Annotated in this window: 1 protein-coding gene; it reads right to left on the bottom strand. The window is 43.9% G+C overall.

The genetic code is table 11. The annotated features are described in order from the left end of the window. Nucleotides 1–285, bottom strand: a 285-nt coding sequence (locus ACNG5D_RS16040) for an HYR domain-containing protein (RefSeq protein ID WP_418184536.1), incomplete at both ends; no start/stop codon positions are given.

The raw sequence follows: 285 nt of genomic DNA, 5'->3' as shown, positions 1-285 counted from the left end.
ATTGATAGTATCGGTTACAGTCACAGTTTGCGTACAAGTGGCCGTATTACCAGCACCATCGGTTACGGTCGAAGTGACCGTTGTTTCTCCTAATGGGAATGAGGCAGGTGCATCATTAGATATGGATGTTGTGTTACAGTTATCATCCACAGTAGGCGTTCCAAGATTGACATTAGCGGCATCTGTAGAACAGCCATTAGCCTCAACATTTACAGATACCGGTGCAGCACAGTTTACAAAAGTCGGATTGATATTATCGGTTACAGTCACAGTTTGCGTACAAGT

Source organism: Algibacter ulvanivorans, assembly GCF_048381495.1.
GTDB classification, from domain to species: domain Bacteria; phylum Bacteroidota; class Bacteroidia; order Flavobacteriales; family Flavobacteriaceae; genus Algibacter_B; species Algibacter_B ulvanivorans.
The sequence above is the reverse complement of the archived record's forward strand: the minus strand, read 5'-3'. Positions and strand labels throughout refer to the sequence as shown.